The organism is Streptomyces sp. NPDC041200, from assembly GCF_055591805.1.
Genome location: NZ_JBVIZF010000005.1, coordinates 79,693 through 95,428 on the forward strand (window position 1 = coordinate 79,693; position 15,736 = coordinate 95,428).

Annotated in this window: 12 protein-coding genes; 5 read left to right on the forward strand and 7 right to left on the reverse strand. The window is 70.8% G+C overall.

The window, feature by feature from the left end:
- Window positions 1-13 precede the first annotated feature (13 nt).
- The 3 genes from ACZ6CL_RS15635 (at window position 14) to ACZ6CL_RS15645 (ending at window position 3,589) form a co-directional block, all read left to right on the forward strand.
- On the forward strand, window positions 14-1,747 hold the full coding sequence (locus tag ACZ6CL_RS15635) for an IucA/IucC family protein (RefSeq protein ID WP_468936238.1): 1,734 nt from the start codon (window positions 14-16) through the stop codon (window positions 1,745-1,747).
- Window positions 1,744-2,934 (forward strand): type III PLP-dependent enzyme, encoded by a 1,191-nt coding sequence (locus tag ACZ6CL_RS15640; RefSeq protein ID WP_468936241.1) that lies wholly within the window; start codon window positions 1,744-1,746, stop codon window positions 2,932-2,934. The genes ACZ6CL_RS15635 and ACZ6CL_RS15640 overlap by 4 nt, the downstream gene beginning before the upstream one ends.
- Window positions 2,935-3,007: 73 nt before the next feature.
- Entirely contained in the window at window positions 3,008-3,589 is a 582-nt protein-coding gene (locus ACZ6CL_RS15645) for a Uma2 family endonuclease (protein ID WP_468936790.1), read from the forward strand.
- Window positions 3,590-3,603: 14 nt separating this feature from the next.
- Here the strand turns inward: ACZ6CL_RS15645 and ACZ6CL_RS15650 are convergent, their stop codons facing one another.
- On the reverse strand, window positions 3,604-8,094 hold the full coding sequence (locus ACZ6CL_RS15650) for a wHTH domain-containing protein (protein WP_468936243.1): 4,491 nt from the start codon (window positions 8,092-8,094) through the stop codon (window positions 3,604-3,606).
- A 190-nt stretch (window positions 8,095-8,284) separates the two neighbouring features.
- Between ACZ6CL_RS15650 and ACZ6CL_RS15655 the strand changes: the two genes are divergently transcribed.
- Complete coding sequence (locus ACZ6CL_RS15655; protein WP_468936246.1) at window positions 8,285-8,455, forward strand: hypothetical protein; 171 nt, start codon at window positions 8,285-8,287, stop codon at window positions 8,453-8,455.
- A gap of 26 nt (window positions 8,456-8,481) precedes the next feature.
- Here the strand turns inward: ACZ6CL_RS15655 and ACZ6CL_RS15660 are convergent, their stop codons facing one another.
- The 5 genes from ACZ6CL_RS15660 to ACZ6CL_RS15680 all read right to left on the reverse strand — a co-directional run bounded on the left by ACZ6CL_RS15660 (window position 8,482) and on the right by ACZ6CL_RS15680 (window position 13,472).
- Window positions 8,482-9,546 (reverse strand): LacI family DNA-binding transcriptional regulator, encoded by a 1,065-nt coding sequence (locus ACZ6CL_RS15660; RefSeq protein ID WP_468936248.1) that lies wholly within the window; start codon window positions 9,544-9,546, stop codon window positions 8,482-8,484.
- 73 nt (window positions 9,547-9,619) lie between these two features.
- On the reverse strand, window positions 9,620-11,383 hold the full coding sequence (locus tag ACZ6CL_RS15665) for a glycoside hydrolase family 35 protein (RefSeq protein ID WP_468936250.1): 1,764 nt from the start codon (window positions 11,381-11,383) through the stop codon (window positions 9,620-9,622).
- Complete coding sequence (locus tag ACZ6CL_RS15670) at window positions 11,358-12,590, reverse strand: MFS transporter (protein WP_468936793.1); 1,233 nt, start codon at window positions 12,588-12,590, stop codon at window positions 11,358-11,360. Before ACZ6CL_RS15670 ends, ACZ6CL_RS15665 begins: the two co-directional genes overlap by 26 nt.
- Before the next feature lie 175 nt (window positions 12,591-12,765).
- Entirely contained in the window at window positions 12,766-13,101 is a 336-nt protein-coding gene (locus ACZ6CL_RS15675; RefSeq protein WP_468936252.1) for a helix-turn-helix domain-containing protein, read from the reverse strand.
- On the reverse strand, window positions 13,101-13,472 hold the full coding sequence (locus tag ACZ6CL_RS15680) for a type II toxin-antitoxin system RelE/ParE family toxin (protein ID WP_468936255.1): 372 nt from the start codon (window positions 13,470-13,472) through the stop codon (window positions 13,101-13,103). Before ACZ6CL_RS15680 ends, ACZ6CL_RS15675 begins: the two co-directional genes overlap by 1 nt.
- Before the next feature lie 86 nt (window positions 13,473-13,558).
- On the opposite strand from ACZ6CL_RS15680, the gene ACZ6CL_RS15685 reads away from it, so the two are divergent.
- Window positions 13,559-14,704 carry a methyltransferase domain-containing protein gene (locus tag ACZ6CL_RS15685; protein WP_468936257.1) on the forward strand — a complete coding sequence of 382 codons (1,146 nt, stop codon included), beginning with the start codon at window positions 13,559-13,561 and terminating at the stop codon, window positions 14,702-14,704.
- A 23-nt stretch (window positions 14,705-14,727) separates the two neighbouring features.
- Here the strand turns inward: ACZ6CL_RS15685 and ACZ6CL_RS15690 are convergent, their stop codons facing one another.
- Window positions 14,728-15,663: a GNAT family N-acetyltransferase gene (locus ACZ6CL_RS15690; protein WP_468936259.1), complete on the reverse strand. Its 936-nt coding sequence runs from the start codon at window positions 15,661-15,663 to the stop codon at window positions 14,728-14,730.
- Window positions 15,664-15,736 lie beyond the last annotated feature (73 nt).

Here is a 15,736-nt window from a genome sequence, read left to right on the forward strand (position 1 = left end):
CTGGAGCCGCTCCATGCCTACGACCTCCTCGCCCTCCTCGGCCGTCTCGCCGGTACCGCCCGCCACGGCGCCGGTTTCCGCCGACCACGCGACCGCCCACACCCTGCTCAACTGTCTGCTGCGCGAGGTGTCGGGCCCGGAACACCAGACCGTCGTGGCCGACGGCCGGCTGCGGCTGCGGCTGCCCCGCAGCGGGGTGCTGCTGCGGGTGGGGCTGCGCCGTACGTCGCTGATCGGCGCGCACCGGTTCACCGGACCGGTCAGCGAACAGCGCGACGGCGGCTGGGCGGAGGTCTCCTGGCACGGCCTGGCCGAGCGCGTCCAGCGGGAACTCCAGCTGCGCACGGGGGTCCGCAACGACGAGTTCCTGGCGCAGGTCGCCTCCAGCCACGCGGGCATGACCGCCGCCCTGGAGGAGCGCGAGAAGGCCACGGGGAACCCGGCCCCCGACGCCTATCTGGCCTCCGAACAGTCCCTCTTCTTCGGCCACCGCTTCCACCCCACCCCCAAGGCCCGCACCGGAAGCCCCGCCTCCTGGTCGCTGTTCGCGCCCGAGGCCGGCGCCCGCTTCCCGCTGCACCACCTCGCCGTGCGCCGGGAGTGCGTACGGGAGGAGACCGCGCGCCCCGGGGCGCTGGCGGCCCTCGACCGCCAGCGGCCGGTCCCCGACGGCTACCGGCTGCTGCCCGCCCACCCCTGGCAGTACGCCATGCTCCGCGAGCACCGGGTGCTGCGGGCCGCGCTCGACCGCGGCGACGTCCTCGACCTGGGGCCCGGCGGGCCAAACTTCGCGCCGACCGCCTCGGTCCGCACGCTCTACGACGGCCGTGACTTCCTCAAGTTCAGCCTGAACGTGCGCATTACCAACTGCCTCCGCAAGAACGCCGACTACGAGCTGTCCGGCGCCGTCGCCCTCACCCGGCTGCTGGAGCCGGTCGCCGCCGACCTCGCCGCCCGCTTCCCCGGCGCCGACCTGCTGCGCGAACCCGGCTACCGCACCCTCGACCTCGCCGACCGCCATCTGTCCGAGGGCTTCGGCGTGATCGTCCGCGAGGGGCTGGACTCCCGGCTGCGGCCGGGGCTGACCGGACTCCTGGCGGCGGCCGTCGCCGACGAGTACCCGACGAGCGGCGCCCAGCTCTCCCACCTCCTCGGCGGCACCGGGCCCGAGCACGCGTTCGCCTGGTGGCAGGCGTACCTCGACCTCCTCGTACCGCCCGTGCTGGCCGCCTACTTCGACCACGGCGTGGTCCTCGAACCCCACCTCCAGAACGTGGTCGTCGGCGTGGACGCCACCGGCGCCCCGCGCCAGGTGCTCTTCCGCGACCTGGAGGGCACCAAGCTGGTGCCCGGCCACCACACCGCCGCGCTCGCGGCGCTCCCCGAGGCGGTGGCCCGCCCCATGACGTACGAGCGCGAGCGCGGCTGGGACCGGGTGGTGTACTGCCTGCTGGTCAACCACCTCGCCGAGATGGTCGCCGCCCTCGCCGACCGCCACCCCCGGCTGGAGCCCGACCTGTGGTCGGCGGTCCGCCGCGTCCTCGTCGAACGCTCCGCGGCCCACGACGACCCGCCAGCGCTGCGCGCCCTGGTGGCGGGCGTGCCGCTGCCCGCCAAGGCCAACCTGCTGACGCGCTGGGGCCGCAAGGCCGACCGCGACGCCGGTTACGTCCGTATCGCCAGCCCGCTCGCCTCCGACCTGCTGTCCGAGGCGGCCCGCGTCATCGCCCCCGGGAGCGCCCGTTGAACAACGCATTCCTCACCCCCTCGGCCGCCGCCCTCGCCGAGCGGCTGGCCGGGAACGACCTCCCCGCGTACGTCTACGACCTCACCGCCCTCGCCGCCCACGCCCAGGAGATACGGGCCGCCCTCCCGCCGCACGTCGAGCTGTACTACGCGGCGAAGGCCAACCCGGAACCGCCGGTCCTGCGCGCCCTCGCCCCGTACGTCACCGGCTACGAGGTCGCCTCGGGCGGCGAGCTGGCGCACGTCCGCGAGGCCGTACCCGAGCGGCCGCTCGCCTTCGGCGGACCGGGCAAGACGGAGACGGAGCTGCGGCGGGCGCTGGAGCTGGGGGTGGAGCGGTTCCACGTGGAGAGCGAGCACGAACTGCGCTTGCTGGCCTCCCTCGCCGATCGCCCTGTCGGTGTCCTGCTCCGCGTCAACCTCCCCCTGACCGACGAGGCGCTGGGCGGCGCGGCACTCGCCATGGGCGGCCGCCCCAGCCCCTTCGGCCTCGACCCCGAGCGGGTCGAGCACTGCCTGCCGCTCTTCACCCTGGACGGCCCGCTGCGCCTGCGCGGCATCCACGCCCACCTGGCGAGCGGTCTGGACGCCCCGGCCCAGACCGCCGTGGCCGCGCGGATCGCCGCGTGGACGAGCGAGCTGTCCGACCGTCATGGCCTCGGCCTGACCGAGGTCACCGTGGGCGGCGGCATGGGTGTGGACTACACCCGCCCCGACACCCGCTTCGACTGGAAGGCGTACGGCGAGGGCCTGGCGGACGTCGCCGACCGGCACCCCGGACTGACCCTGCGGATCGAGCCGGGCCGGGCGCTGACCGCCTACTGCGGCTGGTACGTCACGGAGGTGCTGGACCTCAAGCACAGCCGCGGCGAGGCGTTCGCGGTGCTCCGCGGCGGCACCCACCACCTCCGCACCCCGGCCGCCAAACAGCACGACCACCCCTTCCAGGTGCTCCCCACCACCTCCTGGCCCCACCCCTGGCCCCGCCCCGCCGCCCGCGACGAACCGGTCACCCTGGTAGGCCAGCTGTGCACCCCCAAGGACATCCTGGCCCGCGGCATCCCGCTCACGGAGCTGCGCGCCGGGGACCGCGTCGCCTTCGCGCTGGCGGGCGCGTACGCCTGGAACATCTCGCACCACGACTTCCTCATGCACCCGGAGCCGGGCTTCCACTACCTCGTGGAGTGACCGTTTGACCTGCTCGGATGACCGGTAGGAGCTAAGCTGGGAGCAGCGCCGCACCACGAAGGGGGCCATGGGCATGACCGTGACCCACGATCGTCCGCAGATGCTGCCGGAGGAGTTCGAGGAGTATGCGCGGCTGGCAGCCCGGGTGGCGGAAGGGGTGCGGTGGGAGTTCCTCAACGGGAGGATCGGGGTTACGCCGGTGCCGGATGGCGATCACGGCCGGATCATCCAGTGGCTGGCGCGGATCTGCATCCAGACGAGCCCTGACCTCTGGCTCCACGATCAGGGCCTCAAGGTGGAGACCTATCGCAACGGCCATGCGCGGCCCGATGGGACCCTGGCCCACAGCGACGCGTTCGTCGGTCAGGGTGAGTGGGCCGACGCCGAGCCCGTCCTCATGGTGGCCGAGGTCACGTCCTATGACTCCGACCCCGACCGCCGGGACCGTGTCGAGAAGCCTCGGGCTTATGCGGAGACGGGTATCCCCGTGTATCTGCTGATCGACCGGGAGGCCGGTGAGATCACCGTCTTCAGCGAGCCCGACGGAGTCCGGTACGAGAGTACGAAGACCGTGCCGTTCGGCAAGCCGATCGCGTTGCCCTCGCCGGTCGGGATCACGCTCGACACCGAACCGCTCAAGGACTGGGTGCGCTGAGGGCCGCGCTGCGGTCAGGGTCCCGGCGGTCTCTCTCGATCACAAGAGGCCTCCATGACGAGGCCGGGCACCTGGGGGAGGACGGCACGGACGGCGTCGGCCACTCGCTGGAGATCGACACCCAGGCGCCGCAGCCGCCCTACGAGGGTGACTGTGGGAATGTCGGCGAAGCGGACGATGCGAAGGAAATCGGCGATGGGCCGGTGGAGGCCCAGGGGAAGCCACATTGCCTCGTCGCCCCACTGGTGCTGTTCGGTACAGAGCCGGCGGTCCACTTCGTCAAACTGGGCCGGTTGGTAGTCAGGAACGTCAAAGCCAAAGGCGGACAGGCGCTCCGCCACCTCGTTCGGCTCCATGAACATCCTGGCCGCGACAGAGATCAGATGGTGAAGCGGCACCGGTTTGTCCCAGTCGAGCGGCGGCCGTTCCTCAATCATGTTGCTGCTGTGCGGCCCCAAGCTGACAAGCTCGGAATCGAACCTGCTCACGTTTGTCGGCGCGGTATCGAGCGAGTTGCGCAGGCCATACTGGGCGAGACGCTCGACGACGGCTTGGGGCGACATGCCAAGTTCGGTGGAGATCTGGACCACCTCGTGAACCGAGATTGGCTGCTCCGGCGAAAAGTCGGCCTTGGCGGAGGAAGCGGTTGCCATCCGAAGCAACATGACGTCGGTCGGCTCGGCGTGTGCAGCGAACGGACAGTCTGGCGGTGTGAGCCCATAGGCGCGAAGCCGGTTTGTCACGCCAGATGGCGAGAGTCCGGTTCGGGCAGCTGCTTTCGCTAAGTGGATCAGGGAAAACTCGGTGTGGATCGTAAGCCACGGGGCTTCGCCTTCGGCGTCAGCGCTGAGGATCACTCTGTCCGCGTCGTCAGCATGGTCCGGCAGATTGGAGGGCGGAGTGAAGCCCAGTCTTTCGATCCGCCGAGCAATCTCCTGGAGAGGAATGTCCAGTTCGGTCGATGTACGGGCGATCATACCGGGCGGAAGTGTCTCTCCGTCCTTCAGACCCTCCCAGTCTTCGATGTTCCAGCCCCACTCGGCGCCTTGTCTCAACAGATCGTCGCCGCGCTGTTCATGAGTGGGGCCGATTTCTACAAGGTATCCGTAGGCTCGAAGCTCATGAGTCACTTCTTGTACCGGGCACTGCAGCTCTGCGGCCGCTTTAAGGGCCTGACCCAAAGTGACAGGCTCGGACGGGTCCAGCCAGGGCCACTCGCCGTCGAGTCGACTACTGAGCAGCCGCAGCGTCAGTTCGTTCGGATTCTCGGGAATTGTGCCCTCGGCGGGGACGGTGAAGCCAAAGGCCCTCATGCGGCGAGCGGCTTCATTCACGCTGATATCGAGTGAGAGGTGGGCGTTGACGAGGTGTCCCGGAGCCACTGGTGCGTCAGCTTCAACCCAGCACATCATTTTCATTTCGTCGCGGTTGAGCCCGCGCAGGTCTTCGGTGAGGAGTGCGAGACTGATCGCATCGACGATGGGGTCGGCGGTGTGGCGTGGAGGAGACGGTAGGCAAAGCTGTTGCATGCGCTTCACAACCTCCTCGTACGACCTCCCGGAAACACTGGCCACGAAGAGCGCGTGACCTGGGGTGGCGATTTCCTTGATCTTGTATTCATGCTCGGGCCAGATGCGGTTGCGCCACGTCCTGAAGTGGCCGGTTCGGATGAGGACGTCCGAGGGGAGGGCGCCGAGCACGCTCTTTGCCTGGGCCAGTTCCGGCACGATCTCAACCAGCGCGGTCAGCTCGGCGTTGGGCCGCTGGCCCAGTACGCGCCACAACAAGGTGGCATCGTCGGGAGTGTCGTACACACTTCCCGAAAGGGTTTCGCCCAGTGCGGCTTCATCTTCCGAAATCCCGGAGTCGTCGCGGTGGACGATGTGCACGTCTTGTGGGAAGAATCCGGCCGTGGCGACAGGCGCGGGATGCCCATGCAGTTCGAGCTCATGGTTCGCTGCTCCGGCTGCCTCGGTCACGATGTCGGCAAGCCTGGGACCGGGGGCCGCGATGCGGTCAAGCCAGTCGGTGCTCAACAGTGGGGCTTCGGCGGAGAGCAGTGCTGGTAGCGCAGCTCTGATGAGTCGCTCCACCTTCGTGTGGACATCGTCGTCCAAGATCTCCGTGCGGTCCACGGAAAGGCGCCTGGGGCGGCTCTCCCCCGTGAGGTTCACCACGACGCCGTACGGCCTGTGAATGTCTTCCGGGTTGGCGAGTACCCCGTGCCGTATGCGCGGCTCGGCGAAGATTCCGTCGACCAGAATGCCTCCGCCGTACTCGCACCAGACGACCTGACCGTTCGTTCCCCCGGGCCCGGTCGACCAACTGGCCAGTCGGCCATAGGCCTCGAAGCCGTTGCGCCGGAGCCCCGGGGCTTCCCGTGGCCGCAGAACACCTGGCTCCCACTCGGCCCGCTGCGAGCCGTGCTCGGCGCTGGTCCCGAACTCGGCTATGCCGAGCATTCGCCGGAGCTCTGTGACACACGAGGGCGCCTTGTCGCCGCTCCGCAGGTAAAGCCGGACCGTAGTGCCGATAGTGCCCGGCCGACCGGTTGGGCGGACCCGGAAGTAGTGCCCCGGTCCGGTGATGAGAACGGTGATTTCCGTTGACCTGCCGTTGGTTCCGTCCATGTGGCAGGTGGTGACGCGGATTTCGTCGGCGAGCATGAAGTAGCTGAGTACACCGATACCGAAGCGGCTGTTCGGATGAATCGTGATGCCTTGATTCTGCCACTCCTGTCGCTCTTCCTGGTACCGAGGAAGGTCCGTGAAACGGACGCCGGCCTGGGAAAAGACCTCGGACAGTATGGTCTCGTTCATGCCGACGCCGTTGTCCCGGCACTCCAGGAAGGCGCGGCCCTCCTCGTCGACCCCCTGAAAGAACTCGATCCGGCCCTGATAGGTGTCGTACGCCCGGCCGTTGCGAGCCTGCTCCCGGGCCCGGCGATAGCGGCAGGCGTCCAGGGCGTTCTGGTACAGCTCACGAATGGCGAGGCAGCGGTCGCGGTACAGGTTCTCACCCATGAGGAGTTCCTGGACGCGTTCCTCGTCGAGCCGGAAGCGGATGACCCCACCGGCCGGTCCCAGGGTGCTCTCGGCGTCCGCTTCGCGTACGTGGTCGGCGGCGGTGTACACCGGCAGAGTGGCGAGCTCCGGAACAGCGGCCTGCCGTACACCGCGGAGAAGTGACTCGACGTGCAGGGTGTGATCGGTGAGGGCGGCCACGGCCGCGGGGTGGTCGCAGTCGGCTGCAAGCCCGAACACATCCCGGCGGTGGCGCCAGGACGACCTTTCCACTGTGGCGAGAAGCCGGCCGGGATCGAGGGGGTCCGGGATTCCCACATGCCTGACGATCGCTGATGACAGGTCCGTGACCTCGATCGCCAGGCCGTGGGCAACTGCGAACACGAGCCCCACCAGCCGTTCTCGCACGTCCTGAAAGTCTCGGCCGCCGAAATCGAGTGGGAACGTGTCGCTACGCAAAACCCCCTCGCGCGCGGCACCGTACCGCTCCTGCGCTGCCACACGAACAGAAGAAAACAGCCGGGGCAGCAGCTCCGGATCCAGTACCGTGCCGATGTCGGTGTCTTCCGCGCCGATATCCCTCCGGAGCGCCTCCAACCGACCTGGCTGCCGTTTCGCCCACTGATCGAACAGCCACCATCCGATTTCTCGGCGTCCGTCCGGACGGTCACTCAGATGGCCGAGTCGTGTCCTGCGTACGAGTCGTTCGTGCCCCCGCAGCAGCACCTCGTACGCCTGCCGCTCGGGGCCGGTCGTGGCCAGCTGCCGCAGGTCTGTCGGGTCGACGTGGGACAGCTCCGCGGCCGTACGCGTCCGGTGCACCTGGTAGAGAAAGGGAAGCAGTGCGAGAAGGGCGGACTCAGCGGGAGCGAAAACTTCCTGTTTGTCATGCCAGAGCATGTGGAGCAACTGATTCGTTCTGCGGACCATGCGCAGCGCCAGATTCGCATCGTGCCACGGGTCGTCGGCCAGAGCGCCTCGTGCCTCGTCATACAAATCGGCCAGGCGGCCGGTGACGTGCAGAGCCTGTTCCCTCAATGGCTCGGCCCGCTCCTCGTCGCGGGGCTTCGACAAGTTCCACGCCCGGGAGCCTGCCACCTCGTCCACCCAACTCTGCCGAGCGCTGGGGGCGGGGGGCGAGCAGATTACCGGGGCGCCCGGCGGCGCCGTCCCCTTGCGGCGGGCGTCCCGGGCTTCCTTGGCCATTTTGTGCCACTGCTGTCGGCTTGGGAGTATTGCTGGGGTGTGACGCTGCCTCGTCTGCGTGATGCGGTGCAGCGCGGACAGGACGTTCTCAAGGTCCTCGCTCTGGCGGGGAATCGTCCGCCCCATGATCCAGTCTGCGATGGTGCTGTCGGCTGGTGGCCGCTGAGCGCGGGGAAGTTCCCTCCTCATCTCCTCGCGCACATCACCTGTGGCTGGATTTCCCGCCAGCTTCATCAGCTGCGCCAGAGCCTCCTCGTACCTCAGCGGTCCCGCCATGGCTCCCTGCCCCTGTTCGCCCTCACCCCGGTACTCCCCACGAGTCGGCCGACTCGGCCGACTCGTGGAGTCGTACATTACCCCCCTCACCTGCGATGTCACCTGAAATCACGTAGATCGCCCAGCGCGGCGGTGATGCCCCCCCGACACCATCCTCAGCATCAACTTCCGAGATTCCGAAGGAGTAGCGATGGACCCGCTGCTTGCCGCTGCCGTCTCCAGCGTTCTCATCCTGTTGATCGTCGCCGGCGCGGCCGTACTCGTTGTCCGATCCGCGCTCAGCGGAACCGAATCGCGGGATCGGGCGCGAATTCTTGGGGCTGTGGCCGAGGTGGTGCGAGCGGTGCGCGGGAAGCGGTGAGTATCTCGGGCCGGACCGAGGTCGTCTCAGCGCGGGGCTGGGGCCGGGCCCGTGCTGTGGCGGATGACCAGTTCGGTGGGGATGGTCACGCGGACGCCGGGCTCCGGGGAGCGGTCGAGCTGGTCGAGCGTCAGGGTCAGGCAGCGGCGGCCGATCTCGGTGAAGTCGGTGCGGACCGTGGTGAGCGGCGGGAGCAGATGGGCGGCTTCGGGGATGTCGTCGTAACCGACCACGCTGACGTCCTCGGGGACCCGGCGGCCCGCCTCGTGGAGGGCGCGCAGGACGCCGACGGCCATCTGGTCGTTGGAGACGAACAGCGCGGTGAGCCCGGGCTGCCGGGCGACGCGGCGGCCCAGGTCGTAGCCGGAGTCCGCGCTCCAGTCTCCGAGGAGCGGTTCGTGGACGTCGGCGCCCGCCTCCGCGAGGGCGGCGCGCCAGCCGTCGACGCGGGCCTCGGCGGCGATCCAGCCGGTGGGGCCCGCGATGTGGCGGACGGTGCGGTGGCCGAGGCCGAGGAGGTGCGCGGTGGCCTGGCGGGCGCCGGAGGCGGAGTCGCCCGCGACGACGGGGATGTGCGTGCCGAAGCTCTTGTCCAGGGTGACCATGGGGACGCGGTGGCGCGCCTCGACCGCCTCGACCAGGGCCTGGCCGACCGAGCGCTGCGGCGCGATGGCGATGATGCCGTCCGCGCCCTGGCCGAGCAGGCGGTCCACCGCGCCGGTGACGGCGGTCTGGTCGGCGGCGGTGAGGGCGATCGTACTGACGAGGTAACCGGCCTCCTGGGCCGCCTCGTTGATCCCGGCGAGGGTGGCGGCCGGGCCGAAGCGGGCCGCGTCGAAGGAGATCACGCCGAGGGTGCGGCTGCGGCCGCTGGCCAGGGTGCGGGCGCTGGCCGTGGGGCGGTAGCCCAGCTCGCGCATGGCGGCGCGGACGCGTTCGCGGGTCTCGGCGCGGACCCGGGGGTGGTCGTTGAGGACGCGGGAGACGGTCTGGTCGGAGACGCCCGCGAGCCGGGCGACGTCCGCCATCACCACACCGCCGCCGGTGGTGGGGCGGCGTCGTCGGGTGGGGGCGCGGGATGGCTCCGCCATGCGGTCTCGGTTCCTTTCGACGTGCGGCCCGATGCGCGCCCCGGGACGCGGATCGCACCCCGGGGCCGCGGGGTCAGTCCTGCGCGGTCCAGCCCAGGTCCGGTTCGTCGACCAGGCGGGCCACCCGGGTCGTCGCCGACTGTAGCTCCAGCAGGGTCAGTTCGTTCTCGCCCGCCTTCAGCACCGGCGACGGAACGTACAGCCGCCGCTGCGGGCCGCGCGCCCAGTAGCGGCCCAGGTTGAAGCCGTTGACCCAGGCCAGGCCCTTGGTCCAGCCCGGCAGGTCGAGATACGCGTCGGCGGGCGTCTCCACCGTGAACGTGCCGCGGTGGAAGCCCGGACCCGCGACGGGGGTGTCCGTGGTGCGGAAGGGGAGTTCGGGGAGCCGGTCCAGGGGGAGGCGGTGGCAGGTCCAGTTCTCCAGCGGCGCACCGTCGAGGGTGACGGGACCGGTGATGCCCTTGGGGTCGCCGATGCGGATGCCGTAGTTGGCGCGGCCCATGTTCTCGACCAGGACATCCAGCCGGGCGCCGTATTCGGGGCTGCGCACATGGATGCTGTCCTCGTGGCGCTCGCGCTCGATGACACCGGCCGGGGCGCCGTTCACGAACACCTGCGCCCGGTCGCCCACCCCGCCCGTGAAGTGCAGCACGTGGTCGCCGATGACGGGCAGTTCGGTGCCGTAGAGGACGAAGCCGTAGGACTGGCCGAGCGCCTCCATGGTGGGCGGGTCGCTGAAGTGTTCGGCCGGGGCCAGGAATTCGGCGCTGACCAGGGCGTTCGCCGAGGCGGTCAGGTGGACCTCGGTGGGCGGCAGCTTGGACGACGGTTCCGGAAGGGGCTCGTCCGGTACGGCCGCGTGGCGGGCGATGACCTCGCGGAACGCCGCGTACTTGGGGCCCGGGTCGCCGCACTCGGTCAGCACCGCGTCGTAGTCGTAGGAGGTGACGGCGGGCGCGTAGGCGTGATCGTGGTTCGCGCCGCTGGTGAAGGCGAAGTTGGTGCCGCCGTGGAACATGTAGATGTTCACCGACGCCCCCGCCGACAACAGCGCGTCCAGATCGGCGGCCGCGTCGTCCGCCGCGCGCGTGTGGTGCGGCTCGCCCCAGTGGTCGAACCAGCCGATCCAGAACTCCGCGCACATCAGCGGCCCGCTCTCCTGGTGGGCGCGCAGCACCTCCAGCGCGTCGCCGACCCGGCCGCCGAAGGTACCGGTGGAGAGCACCCCGGGCAGGCTTCCGGCGGCCAGCTTCGCCCTGTCGGCCTGGTCGCAGGTGAACAGCAGCTCCTCGACGCCGCGCTTGCGCAGGGCGTCGGCCAGATGGGCGAGGTAGGCGGTGTCGTCGCCGTAGGCGCCGTACTCGTTCTCCACCTGGACCGCGATGACCGGACCGCCGGACTCCGCCATATACGGGGCGAGCGGCGGCAGCAGCAGATCGAGGTACGCGTCCACGGCGCCGGTGAACCGCGGATCGCTGCTGCGCTGCCGGATCCGCCGGTCCGCGGTCAGCCAGGAGGGCAGCCCGCCGCCCTCCCATTCGGCGCAGATGTACGGGCCGGGGCGCAGCAGGACGTACAGCCCCTCGGCTTGGGCGAGTGCCAGGAAGCGGGGGAGGTCGAGCAGACCGTCGAGGTCGAGCGGACCGTCCGGGGTGGGCTGGTGCAGGTTCCAGGGGACGTACGTCTCGACCGTGTTGAGCCCCAGCAGCCGGGCCTTGCGCAGCCGGTCGGCCCACTGGTCGGGGTGGGTGCGGAAGTAGTGGATGCCGCCGGAGAGGATCCGGAAGGGCTTGCCGTGGAGCAGGAAGCCGTCATTGCTGAGCGTCAGGGCGGGCATGGGCCGAAGTCCTTTCGACCGCACGGGCGGGAGCGGGTGCGGTGGGGGTGGTGTTCGTAGGAGATACGGACGAGGACGTAGCGCGGATCAGCCAGATGGTGGTGATCAGGCAGACGGCCGAAACACCGCCCAGGACGAGCGGTACGGCGCGGACGCCCGCCCACTCGATCGCCTTGCCGAGCACGGGCCCCGCGGTCACCCCGCCGATCATCGAGGCGGCGATCACCAGCGCCCCGGCCCGGCGGGCCCGCGGCGCGGCCTGGCCCAGCCAGGGCAGACCGGTCGGGAAGACGGGCGCGATGAACAGGCCGACGCCCGCGTACGCGTAGGGGGCCACGGCCGGGATCGCGGCGAGCAGCAGACAGACGGTCATGCCCGCACAGCTGACCGCGATGATCGCCGGGGCGGACCAGCGCAGCGCGAGCGGAACGGCCAGGAAGCGGCCGACGGTCATCATCAGCCAGTACACGGAGGTCGCGGAGGCGGCGGCGGTCGCGCCGTACCCGACGGTCTCCAGATGGGTGGGCTCCCAGCCCCCGACCCCGGCCTCGACGCCGACGTGGAGGACGTAGAGCAGCACGAACGCGCCGAGGACGGTGGCGAGGCTGCGGTTTCGGACCCCGCTCTTGCCGGGGGTGTCCGCCTCGGCGCTCCTGTGTGCCGGAGCCTCGTCCCGCACTCCGGTCAGACACAGCACCAGCGGCAGCGTGAGCACGGCGAAACCCAGGAACACCACGGGGTAGTGCTCCGCCCCGACCAGGCCGATGAGGGCCGGGCCGAGGATCGCGCCGATGCCGAAGTGGGCGTTGAGGACGTTGAGCATGGCGGCGCCGCGCCGCCCGAAGCCGACCGCGAACAGCTGGTTGAGCCCGTAGTCGATACCGCCGAAGCCGAGCCCCGCGATCAGCGCCATGACGAGGGCGAGCGGCCAGTTCGGGGCGAGCGCGAACCCGGCCGCGCCGCCCGCCATGAGCAGATACGAGCCGCCGAGCATCGTGCGGTTGCCGACCCGGCCGAAGAGCCGGTCGAAGCCGAGGACGCCAGCGACACCGCCGACGAAGTGCGCGCTCAGGCCCAGCCCGGCGGCCGAGGGCGACAACCCGTACGCGTCGCGGAAGGCGGGGATCGCGGGGCCGTAGAGCGCCTGCAGCGCGCCGATGAGGATGAAGCCGACACAGGACGCGACTACCGCGGCGCGGCTGAACAGGGGTGACGCGGTGTCGGGTTGAGACGGATCCGGGCTCTGGCCTACGTGCTTGTCCACGGTGTCCACCAGGCGAGTGTTACCGCTAACATTTCCGCCGTCAAGACGTGCTTCGGGTGTCCCCGGGGGTCGGCGTCAGGCTCCCGAGCGCGGATGCCCCCTCTCGCGGGGCGCGAGCCTAAGCCGCTTCGTGGGCCGTGAGCGTCACCTGTGCGTCGTCCTCGTCGATGGCGATGTTCAAGGACGCGTTCAGCCCTTTGGCCAGCTTTGCGAGCAGGGGCAGCGTGGGAACGGTGTCGGACCCCTCGATGCGGGAAATCTTGGCCTGGGTCAGCCCGGTACGGGTGGCCAGCTCGCTCTGGGAAAGGCCCAGTTGCACGCGGCGGTCGTAGACGACCTTGGCCAGCGCCATGGACAGCCGGTGCTCTTGGCGCTCCTGTTCGACCTCGGCGGTCTCCCGGTGCCCCTCGGTCAGCTCGCGTTCACGCGCCAACCTCCAACGGCTGTGCCCCATCACTGCTCTCCTTCCGCGCGGATGAACTCTGAATGCGCTGGGCCATGCTCGGTTTCGCACTCCTTCTTCGCCAGCACCGCCCTGCTGATCTGGGCTTCCTCATGGGCTCTGGTCTTGCGGAACACGGTCAGCAGGACGACGCGGCGGTCGTCCGTGATCCAGTAAGTCACTCGCGTCTGCACGCCGTCGAGGCTGGGGCGTAGCTCGCTCACTCCATCGCGCAGCGGGCGGGCGTAGGGCATCGGGGTATGTGGCCCCAGCTCGGCCAGCAACTCTGCGTAGGCCTCCACCTTGCGGTAGAGCTTGCCGGGTAAGAGTTCGAGCCAGGCCCTGATCTCGGGCTCGACCTCGATGACGTACAAGGCGTCCATGTCGTGAACGGTATATGTCGCTGACGACATCATCAAGCGGGGGTGGACTCAAGGCGTTGTCGGTGGCGGATGCGACGATTCGCCGCATGTGTGATGAGGGAGCAACCGCCGGTCACGGAACCGCCGACTACGTGACCGCCGACTACTGGGACGCCGCCGCGGCCGGGTTCGACGATGAGCCCGACCACGGGCTGCGCGATCCGGGCGTGCGGGAGGCGTGGGCCGGGCGGTTGCGGGACTGGCTGCCGGGGCGGCCCCGCGCTGTGCTCGACCTCGGCTGCGGCACGGGCAGCCTGGCCCGCCTCGCGGCCGAGCAGGGCCACCGGGTGACGGCCGTCGACCGCTCGCCCCGGATGGCCGAGCGCGCCCGCGCCAAGCTCGCCGGTACGGACGCCACCGTGCTCGTCGGGGACGCGGCGGCGCCGCCGGTGGGGGAGGGCGGCTTCGACGTCGTCCTGGCGCGCCATCTGCTGTGGCTGCTGCCCGACCAGCAGGCGGTGCTGCGGCGGTGGGCGCGGCTGCTGCGCCCGGGCGGGACGCTGGTGCTGATCGAGGGCCGGTGGGGCGAGTCGGAACCGGTCGGGCTGGCGGCCGGTGACCTGCTGCGCATGGTCGGACCGCTGGCGTCCCGTACGGATGTCGAACAGCTGGCCGCGGACGCGGCGCTCTGGGGCCGGCCGGTGCGCGACGAACGCTATGTGCTGCGCGCGACCCTCGCCCCGCCCCGGCGGCACGCCGAGATCGTCGACGTCCATCTCCTGCTGCGCCGCGGCGGCGAGATCCTGCTCGCCCGCCGCGCGGGCACGGGCTACGCGGACGGCCTGCTGCACGCGCCGTCCGGCCACGTGGAGGACGGCGAGGACGTACGGACCGCGGTGCTCCGTGAGGCGGCCGAGGAGATCGGCGTCCGGCTCACCCCGGACGAGGTGCGGGTGGCGCTCGTCATGCAGCACAAGTCGCCCACGGGCTCGGCCCGTACGGGCTGGTTCTTCGAGGCGGAGCTGACGGACGGCGCCCGGCAGCCGGTGAACCGGGAGCCGGACAAGTGCTCGGAGATCGGCTGGTTCGCCCTGGACGCCCTGCCGGACGACATGGTGGCGTACTGCAGGGCAGGCGTGGAGGCATACCGCGCCGGGGAGCGGTTCGCCGTGCACTGGCACGAGCCGGGCGACGACATCGCGTTCACCCCGGACGGCCCGGACCGTCTGGTGGTGCTGGAGGCGTCGGGGTGACCGGCCGGGCCGGAGGCCACCGGTCAGGGGCGCGGCTCGCGCACGTAACGCCACTCCAGGGAGACCACGCCGTAGCCGAGCCGGGCGTTGATCGCCAGCATCGGACCGTTCTCACCGTCGTTGCCCGTGAACGCCTCGGCGCACCCCGCGGCGCGCGCCCGGCGCAGCGAATCGGTCTTGGCCAGCGTCGCCAGGCCCCGGCCGCGGTAGGCGCGCAGCGTGCCGGTCATACCCGACCGGTAGCGGCCGCGGCCGTCCGTATGGGCGAGGCTGAACGCCGCGACCGTCCCGTCCACGACGGCCAGCGAGGTCAGCTCGCGGTCCAGGGCGGGATGGTCCCAGGTTTGGACCAGCCACTCGGCGTAAGGCGTCCGGCCCTCCCGCACATCACCGGGCTCGTCCGCCGTCGCCTCGACGTCCGCCTCGTACAGCGGGCGTGGATCACCGGCGAGGTCCGCCGCGGTCCGCAGCTCCACGCCGTCCGGCAGGGCGTCCGCGTGTCGCGGCGGCAGGGCCGCCGTGGTGAGGTCCAGCCGCTGCACGCGGGACGACCGGCCGCGCCGGTAGCCGCGGCGCTCGGCGAAGGCGACGGAGGCGGGCTCGTCCAGGGTCCACGCGAACACCTTGGCGGCGCCCAGCCCCGCCGCGTACTCCTCCGCCGCGGCCACCAGCGCCGAACCGGCGCCCCGGCCCCGCGCGTCGGCGCGCACCGAGGCGTTGGCGCAGGCCACGCCCGGTTCGTCGCCGTCCGCGTCCGGGAAGAGGCCCAGTTCGCAGGAGCCCACCACTCGGCCGTCCGCCTCCGCGACCAGCAGCCGGTAGCGGCGGGCCTCCGGCGCGCTCGCCACCTCCCAGGCCACAGTCCGGGGCGTCGTCATCCGGTAGGGGAAGGCGGAGCGGCGCGCCTCCGCGACGGCGGTCGCGTCGGCGGCCCGGAAATCGCGCACGGTCACGGTCATGAGCGCGCAGACTACGGCCCGCCCGGCCTGCCCCGCCTCCGAATTTCCGGAGGGGCCCGGAGCGGCACACAAT